Below are 8190 nucleotides of genomic sequence, written 5' to 3' on the forward strand. Positions count from 1 at the left end.
TGTTACTCACCCGTCCGCCGCTAACCAAAGGGAGCAAGCTCCCAATGATTCGCTCGACTTGCATGTATTAGGCACGCCGCCAGCGTTCGTCCTGAGCCAGGATCAAACTCTCCAATAAAGTAGTGTTTGACTTGCTCATAAGTTGTCTTTTTTATAAAAAGACTAAATTTAAACGTTGACGTTTCTGTTTTGTTTAGTTTTCAAAGAACTATTTTTTGAAAGACAGGATATTAATATAACATCTCGCCCTCAAAGTGTCAAGCATTCTTTTTAAAGTTTTCAAACTGCCGTACTTCTTAGCGGCAGGAGTTAATAATAACAAAAACTATTATTAAAATCAACTACTTTTTAAAAAAAATGTTTTTTTGCAATCGCGTAAAATTCTCATCGCGGCAGATTTATATATTACCTTTTCGCACGAAACAAGTCAATACTTTTTACATAAAAAATTATTTTACAATACTATCATTAGCTACAGTCTCTTCTTTAATTGAAGAAAGAGTGGCATATTCTAGTCTCCACTCTTCGGAGTTATCGATACTACTTATTATAATTTCGTTTCAACAGATTTCAGCTTTCGCTCCATTGAGTGTTCTTTATCTCTCCGATCATCGATTCGAATATTGGTACAAACTCTTTGTAAACCTTTTTGAAAGGGAACTTCATGTATCTCTTGAACAATTTCAAGTAACAATTTTAAATCCCCTTCTATTAATGTGCTCATCGGTGTTAATTGAAACTTGATTCTTCCTTCATACTGTCGAAGGACTTTTTGTATTTCAACAACATACTCACTAACACTTGGTGTACTTGTCCCTAATGGTATCACGGTAACATCAATTATTGCCATCTCTATTTCCTCCTATAAAATTATTTTCTCCATTAGAATAGAATACACCCTATAATTAGGGAAAACTATTGTTTATTACAATAAAATCCCTTTTTCTTATAGAAACTAGCAAAAGGCACTGTCTAAATGAACGACAGTGCCTTTTTTTATTATTTTTATTGTAAAAATCTAATGTTCATGGCTTTTGCCATTAATCCAGGAATATCTGTGTTCTCATGTAAACCGCTAAAAAGCTCAGATTTTGGTCCAAATGCATATAACGGAATATCTACACCTGTGTGATTCGTGCTAGTCCATCCTACCGAAGCACGTTCAGAAATAACCTCATTTATAGCAATATCAGGTTTTAATGCCGATTTTATTTTTTGAACCTCAACCTCGGTAAGGTCTAGAGTTGTATATTGCTTTACAACTTCTTTCACATTACTGCGGGTAGAATCTAATTTACTTACCATAAAATCACCTGTTGCTGATACCTGACGAAGCACTTCCACCTTCACATCACCATGACCGTATCCTCCAACAGACATTCCACCTGTATCATGGTCACCCGCTATAACAACTAACGTATTTCTATCCTTTTGGGCAAATTCAATAACTGCTTCAACTGCTTGTTCAAATGTCTCTGTATCTTTCATAGCCCAAGCTGCGTCTTGATCATGCCCAGCCCAATCGATTTGACTTCCTTCAACCATAAGGAAAAAGCCATCCTTATCCTTTTTTAGAACATCCAGTGCTGTTTGAGTCATTTCTTTTAAGCTTGGCTGGTTGGTAGTATCACGATCCAATTCTGGAGCCATACTATCTTCAGCAAATAATCCAATTAATTTATTTGCTTTTTTCGCGTTACTTAATTCGTTTTTGTTTGTGATATATTCATAGCCTTCTTTTTTCGCATCGTTTAACAGGGATTCAGGAAAATACTTCTTCCCTCCACCAAGGATAACTTCTACATCATTATCAATAAGTTGTGGAGCAATATCAGCCTCATTCGCACGGGAAGCCACATGAGATGCAAAAACTGCAGGTGTCGCATGCGTGATCGTTGAAGTCGCTACTAATCCAGATGCTTTTCCTGTTTCTTCAACCGCTTCAAGGATGGTTTTCAACTCTTTACCTTCAGGTGAAGTGCTAATCATACCGTTATTTGTTTTCACCCCAGTAGCAAACGCAGTTCCTGCTGCAGCTGAATCTGTTATTTCAGAATTAGCGGAATAAGTACGGTGCATTCCAACTAGCATGGAATCCATAATGGATTCTTCCCCTTTAAACAATCGATAGTTTGTTGCATAAGCCGCCGAATAACCATCAGGTACCATAAAAATAACATTTTTCACTTTTCCATTATTCATATTAGATTTTGCTTCCACTTTAGATTGCGACAGATTAGCCCCTGCGAATGACCCTAATGTAAGAATCGAAACAGCAGCAATCGATAATGCCTTCTTTTTGAAATTGTATTTCATGTTATTCCCTCCATATTGTGATTTGATATGTACAATATGGAGTATAAGTGTTGAATTTTAAGGCACCATTATAGGAGTGTAAATATAATAGAAACTCATAAAAACACGTAGTAAGATTCACATAATTAGAATTGTAACCCTATTTCTAAGGCTAAAAACCTATTATCTTTGGATGAATAATCCCCTATAACTTCTCTGTTAGCAGCATTCGAAATCATATATCTATCAAATGTACTAGAAATGTTTATAAAATCATATTTACCTTTGATTAAACTTCCCTTAACACTGAGACCAACCTGTAACAAAAGCAATACATATACTGATTCCTTTTTTTTAAAACAACCTACTTTACTTACCTATTAAACCTACGTTCTCGAATCCAAATCGGTAAGCGAATAATAAAGCTTAGGAATAAAATGGTTAACACCATTACCGCAGCTGACTTGTCTGCAATTTCTTTCGCGTCCTCCACTAATGCTTCTGATTGAATATACCAAAGATGGACAGGTAGTGTTCCACCTTGTGATAGTAGATTGAAATCCCACATAAAACCAGATGTACTCGATCCTCCAGCTAGCAGAATGACTGCTGACTCTCCAAAGGCACGACAAGCCGTTAAACTTATTCCTGTTAATATCCCGTTTAGTGCAGATGGTAGGACAACACGTACAATGGTTTGAGCTTTCGTTGCCCCTAAGGCTAAAGATGCCTCCCTTAATTCCTGAGGGACCATTGAAATCGCCTCTTCAGTCACTCGAGTTAAAATGGGCAAGTTCAAGATCGCTAATGAGATGGATGCCCCTAGAACGGTTAATCCAACATCAAAATATTCAACGAACAATACGTATCCAAATAAACCAATAACAATAGATGGAACCGAAGCCAAACCTTCTACACAGGTTCTTACTAGTTCTGTAAAACGATTACGAGGTGCATATTCAGCAAGATAAATCCCCGCTCCGATCCCCATTGGAATCGCAATTGACAAGGAGAGGACCAGTACATATATCGAATTAAACAAGAAAGGACCAATTCCTCCTCCAGCTTCGATTTCATCAGGAAGGTCTATCAGAAAATCAAGAGTCATTAATTTTAACCCTTTGCCTAAAATCAAGAATAATAAACATCCTATTAAAAATATAATCAATAAGGAGCCTGCCCAAAAGAGCGCCGTCCAAACCTTATCACCTATGAGTGCCAAAGTATTTTTTTTCCGATGTTGATGAAATAATGATTCCCTCATAATTAAACTCCTTTTACACGAAGCTTGCGAATGATAAAAATTAATACTAGTGATATCAATAAAAGAAGAAACGCCATCATATATAAAGCATAGTTCCAAGTCGAATCGTATTGAACATTCAGGATTTCCATAACAATATTACTCGTTAATACAGAGGTCGGTGAATATAAATTGGCCGGTAGAATCGCTGTATTTCCAATCACCATTACAACAGCCATTGTTTCCCCGATCGCCCGAGCCATTCCCAAAATAACTCCTGTTATGATTCCTTGTTTTGCTGCTGGCAACAATACTTTAAATATCATCTGCAATCTTGTGCTACCTAGTGCATAGCTTGCTTCGCGAAAATCTTGCGAAACGGCCGATATCGCGTCATCACTAATACGGGTAATAGTAGGTAAAACCATAATCGTCAACACGATCGCTGCTGCTAATAAACCTTCCCCTATCGAGGTACCAGTTACCTCTCGTATAAATGGAACTAAAATGGTGATTCCGAGATAGCCATAAACAATCGATGGAATTCCAACCAATAAGTCTAAAATCGGTCTTACTAAATTTCTCAACCAAATCGGAGCAATTTCAGCAGAAAAAATGGCCATAACTAAGGAAATGGGGACTGCAATCAAAAACGTTAAAGTCGTTAAAGCAAGCGTCCCTAGAATAAAAACTCCCGCTCCGTAATGATCTTCATATGGCTCCCAATTAAGAGAAAAAAAGAAGTCGGCAAGCGAGACTTCCTTAAAAACCAAAATCCCCGTTTTTCCAATAAAAAATAGAATCATTAGCAAAATAAATCCAAGTAAAAGAACACTCAATAAACTATAAAAACGAAATAAATGATTTTTAATGTAATTCTTGTTAAAAGAAGCCTTCGTTATTAAAAGTGGATTTTTTAAAAGATTAGTTGTGTTTGAAATGATTTTTTCCATAAGGAAACCTCCGATTTTCAAAGAAAAGCGTAAGCGCCCGTTTAGCGGCGTATGAACTGGAGCTCTCCTCCCTTTCGATAAAGGAAACACGAATCGCGTTTTTTGCGATTCGATGTTGACTTATCGTAGGGAAGGTGAGTGAAGTTCACTAGGCGCTGGAGCTGGACAACTTTCGAAGTCAAAAAAAGTTATACTTTCTTATTTTTTAAAAACCAGCCCCTTATGAAAATTAAGGGACTGGCTTCTCCCAATGATGTTTACTTCATTTCACTAAGAGGAATAAACTTTAATTTGGCAGCCGTATTTTTTTGAAATTTGGCAGATTGAATGAATTCGATGAACGCCTTATCTGCAGCCTTTGGTTGACCTTTCGTTAACAGATATCCATAACCCCAGATACCATACTTTCCATTCTTAATATTTTCAACCGTAGCTGCTACTCCATTAAAATCAACCGCTTTTATGTTCCCTTTTACATATGGAAGGTCAACATAACCAATAGCGTATTTGTTTTCTTGTACCTTTGTTACCATCTCACCGCTTTTTCCAGCTTTCACAACATTAGATGATTTATCATTTATATCAACCCCATTTAGGGCTTTTTCGATATAGTTTACACGTGTTCCTGAACCAACTGAACGAGTTACCACTACGATTTCTTGGTCATCCCCGCCAACGTCTTTCCAGTTCTTAATTTTCCCTGTATAAATATCTTGTAATTGCTTAGTCGTAAGGTTTTTCACTTTATTATCTTTATGAACAATCGTCGCAAAAGGAATAACCGCAATCTTATGAGCTACCAAACCTTCAAATGCCTTAAAACCTGGTACTGGCTTTGTGGCATCCCAATCACTTGCACCGATTGTAGCCGAACCTTTTAAAACCGATTGTGGACCAGCGATCGAAGATGAGCCTGATACAGAGATAGATACCTTGTGATTGGTTTTCTTGAATTCCTTCGCAGCCTGCTGTGTCAATGGAAGTAGAGCAGAAGATCCAGCGACAACAATTTTTCCAGAAAGAGTTTTCGCACTAGCAGTAGATTCCTGTACTCCAAATGAATAGCCAAATAATAAAGCAAATGAGAGGACTAGCAATGTCAATTTTTTCATGTTATCTTCTCCTTAATTCGTTTTAGTTAATGCTTCTAAACTACCATTCTTTAAAACCGTTAATTTCTCACCGTCTTCAGTTGATACCATAACAACCATTTGCTTTTCATCTAATGAGATGTCAAAGCCTGTTACAGCTTGCGGAGTATTTAATTTTTTCTCAAGCTTTTTCGTGCTTACATCCAATTTGTAAATACTAGAGCTTTCGTCTTTTTCTGTAACTAATAGGTACACGTTGCCATTTTTAGTCATGTTAATAGACTCGATTTGCATTTCTGCTACTAATGTAGTTTGGTTATTGGATTGAACCAATTTTAATTCTGATAGTTTTTCTTCATCTTCTACATCAACGCCTAAATAGAGGACATCTCCGTTTGGCAATAGAGTGGTGAAAAACTTGTTTTCCTTCGATGAAGAAATCGCTACTGGCTTTGAACCTTGTACATTCGCATCAACTGAGTAGATTTGTGGCTCCGTTCCATCCGTCACAATCGTTTCTACATCTGATTTTGCCTCATCTGTATATTTTGTCTCAGCTTGTTTTGCTGCCGTATAAAACACTTTACTTCCATCAGCTGAGATCACTAGGTCCGATTTATATTCTACTTTGTCATCAAGGATTGTCGTTATACTCCCATCCTTTACAGACGTTGAAGAAATCGTTTCATTCTTGTCCCCTTGCAAGAAGAAAACCTTTGTTCCATCAGATGACCACTTAAATTCTGCCTTAAAGGATTCATCACTACTAATTTGCGTCGTTTTTCCCGTCTCAAAATCTAGTAAATAAACAAAACCAGTATCATCTGTATAAACAGCTTGCTTCCCGTCAGGAGAACTGACCATTTCTAAAACTGGAAACTGTTTGATTACTTTTTTCGTTTTCACATTAAATACGTAGGCATTTTCATCTTCACTCGTAAACAAGATTTGACTTCCGTTCAGCCATTTCGCATTAGAAAAAGACCCTGATACTAAACCTTTTGAAACGATGAATTTTGCTCCAGTGACTTCGTTCTTCACAACGTCCCCACCTAGCGCCGAAACTAAAGACTCTAAATCGATGTAAGTTTGATTGTTAAAAATATTGACAGGTGCAGCTAGTTCCATTTTTGTATTATTAGATGTAATGTGAGTTGATTGTCTTGTAAAAGTAGCTTTTTGACCATTAACTGCTAGAGTGTAGGTCTTAGATTTTACGTCGTATGTAAACGTAGCTTGAGTATATCTCGCAATTTCTTTAACGGAATATAAGGTATTTCCGTTCACTTGAAGAGAAGCTATCTTTTGGGTAGTTCCATCCACAAATACATATTGAGTGGAAGCTTTCATTTTTGTATCTTGGCTGACTTGAGCTGCATTGACGACATTCATTGGAATAATTGTTGGAACAGAGCTAACAAGTACACCTGCAACAATTAAACTTGATAGAGTCCTTTTCATGATTCTCCTCCTGATATTGTTTTTTATTTTAAATCCTAAACTTCCAAACTAAAGTCCCAATCTCTTCCCCTCAAACTCCTTAGTACAAATGAATTATAAATCCTGATTGTAAAGCCCGTTTATACCTAAAATTAATTTTGTAAATTTCAGGTATAAATAGTGTAAATAATGGTATTAAATCCATTTAATAGGTAATGAATATATTTTTTTATGAATAGCATGTCATAATACCTAGCTTTATAAATCCATAACACAATCGCCACAATCCCTTAATATTGATTTGGCATAATAAACGTAGAAATTTATTGTGCAAGGTTATTAAGCTACACAACAATAAAATAAAAAAGGTGATGATTATGGATAAAAGTGTGTTGAATGATTTGGCGCAAGGGATAAATTTGGAGTATCAAATCGGAGTTTTAAGTGAAATTAGAAGCTTTTTTGAACACAAACAAGAGCATCATATTATTCATGATGCCTCCATAAAATTTAGGGATAACACGTATATAGTCAAAATGGAAATGAATCATTTTAATTCACCTGCAGCAAAGACTCTATTTACAGAATTTGTTCGTTTTATCGAGTATCCTGGTGCTACATTTTATATAATAGAGGCTTCTAATTATTGTGTTACATATTACTTGCTTTCCTGTACTAACGACAAAAAAGGCATGTTCAGCCAAATAAAGATACATTAGAGATAAGCCCGTCTTAAATATAAGAGAAAAGAATTCCATCAGTAAGTCCTTGGAATGCTTGTTCCTAGTAGGCGTTATTTGCTTGTCATTCAAGAATTTTGCATACAAAAAAACGCTCGGATCAATATCCAAGCGTTTATTCTTATTTACGTGCCTTAGAAGATTCGAACTTCCGACCTACAGCTTAGGAGGCTGTCGCTCTATCCAGCTGAGCTAAAGGCACATCATATGTATAGTAAAATTAAACAAAAAAATGGCTCCGCAGGTAGGACTCGAACCTACGACCGTTCGGTTAACAGCCGAATGCTCTACCACTGAGCTACTGCGGAACAATTGGTAGGTTATTTTGCTTTCGCAAAAATCTCTAATTATTTTGCTTTGCAAAAAATTCTGGTGGGCCTAAATGGACTCGAACCATCGACCTCACGCTTATCAGGCGTGCGCTCTAA

Annotated in this window: 7 protein-coding genes, 2 tRNA genes and 1 rRNA gene; 1 reads left to right on the plus strand and 9 read right to left on the minus strand. The window is 36.5% G+C overall.

Annotated elements, in window-relative coordinates; translation table 11 throughout:
• The 7 genes from LRP83_RS22890 to LRP83_RS22920 all read right to left on the minus strand — a co-directional run.
• Nucleotides 1-118, minus strand: a 16S ribosomal RNA gene (locus LRP83_RS22890); the annotation flags it as partial.
• Between the two features lie 429 nt (nt 119-547).
• Nucleotides 548-850: an MTH1187 family thiamine-binding protein gene (locus LRP83_RS22895; protein ID WP_230499146.1), complete on the minus strand. Its 303-nt coding sequence runs from the start codon at nt 848-850 to the stop codon at nt 548-550.
• Between the two features lie 155 nt (nt 851-1005).
• Complete coding sequence (locus LRP83_RS22900) at nt 1006-2316, minus strand: alkaline phosphatase (protein WP_230499147.1); 1311 nt, start codon at nt 2314-2316, stop codon at nt 1006-1008.
• 352 nt (nt 2317-2668) lie between these two features.
• Nucleotides 2669-3559 (minus strand): phosphate ABC transporter permease PstA, encoded by an 891-nt coding sequence (gene pstA / locus LRP83_RS22905; protein ID WP_230499148.1) that lies wholly within the window; start codon nt 3557-3559, stop codon nt 2669-2671.
• Nucleotides 3560-3561: 2 nt separating this feature from the next.
• Entirely contained in the window at nt 3562-4491 is a 930-nt protein-coding gene (pstC, locus tag LRP83_RS22910; RefSeq protein ID WP_230499149.1) for a phosphate ABC transporter permease subunit PstC, read from the minus strand.
• Between the two features lie 257 nt (nt 4492-4748).
• Entirely contained in the window at nt 4749-5603 is an 855-nt protein-coding gene (locus LRP83_RS22915; RefSeq protein ID WP_230499150.1) for a phosphate ABC transporter substrate-binding protein, read from the minus strand.
• 12 nt (nt 5604-5615) lie between these two features.
• The gene (locus LRP83_RS22920; protein WP_230499151.1) at nt 5616-7043 is read right to left on the minus strand and encodes a stalk domain-containing protein; all 1428 of its coding nucleotides are present in this window, start codon (nt 7041-7043) and stop codon (nt 5616-5618) included.
• A 356-nt stretch (nt 7044-7399) separates the two neighbouring features.
• Between LRP83_RS22920 and LRP83_RS22925 the strand changes: the two genes are divergently transcribed.
• On the plus strand, nt 7400-7741 hold the full coding sequence (locus LRP83_RS22925; protein WP_230499152.1) for a hypothetical protein: 342 nt from the start codon (nt 7400-7402) through the stop codon (nt 7739-7741).
• 149 nt (nt 7742-7890) lie between these two features.
• Here the strand turns inward: LRP83_RS22925 and LRP83_RS22930 are convergent.
• Nucleotides 7891-7964, minus strand: a tRNA-Arg gene (locus tag LRP83_RS22930).
• Nucleotides 7965-7995: 31 nt separating this feature from the next.
• Nucleotides 7996-8070 (minus strand) — tRNA-Asn (locus LRP83_RS22935).
• Nucleotides 8071-8190: the final 120 nt, after the last annotated feature.

Source organism: Pseudoneobacillus rhizosphaerae (assembly GCF_917563885.1).
In the GTDB taxonomy this organism is placed as follows: Bacteria; Bacillota; Bacilli; order Bacillales; family Cytobacillaceae; genus Pseudoneobacillus; species Pseudoneobacillus rhizosphaerae.

Bases quoted from the DNA above. Each gene is read 5' to 3' on its own strand.
- pstA (WP_230499148.1), bottom strand. From the start codon at position 3,559: ATGAGGGAATCATTATTTCATCAACATCGGAAAAAAAATACTTTGGCA.
- LRP83_RS22915 (WP_230499150.1), bottom strand. From the start codon at position 5,603: ATGAAAAAATTGACATTGCTAGTCCTCTCATTTGCTTTATTATTTGGC.
- LRP83_RS22920 (WP_230499151.1), bottom strand. From the start codon at position 7,043: ATGAAAAGGACTCTATCAAGTTTAATTGTTGCAGGTGTACTTGTTAGC.
- LRP83_RS22900 (WP_230499147.1), bottom strand. From the start codon at position 2,316: ATGAAATACAATTTCAAAAAGAAGGCATTATCGATTGCTGCTGTTTCG.
- LRP83_RS22925 (WP_230499152.1), top strand. From the start codon at position 7,400: ATGGATAAAAGTGTGTTGAATGATTTGGCGCAAGGGATAAATTTGGAG.
- pstC (WP_230499149.1), bottom strand. From the start codon at position 4,491: ATGGAAAAAATCATTTCAAACACAACTAATCTTTTAAAAAATCCACTT.
- LRP83_RS22895 (WP_230499146.1), bottom strand. From the start codon at position 850: ATGGCAATAATTGATGTTACCGTGATACCATTAGGGACAAGTACACCA.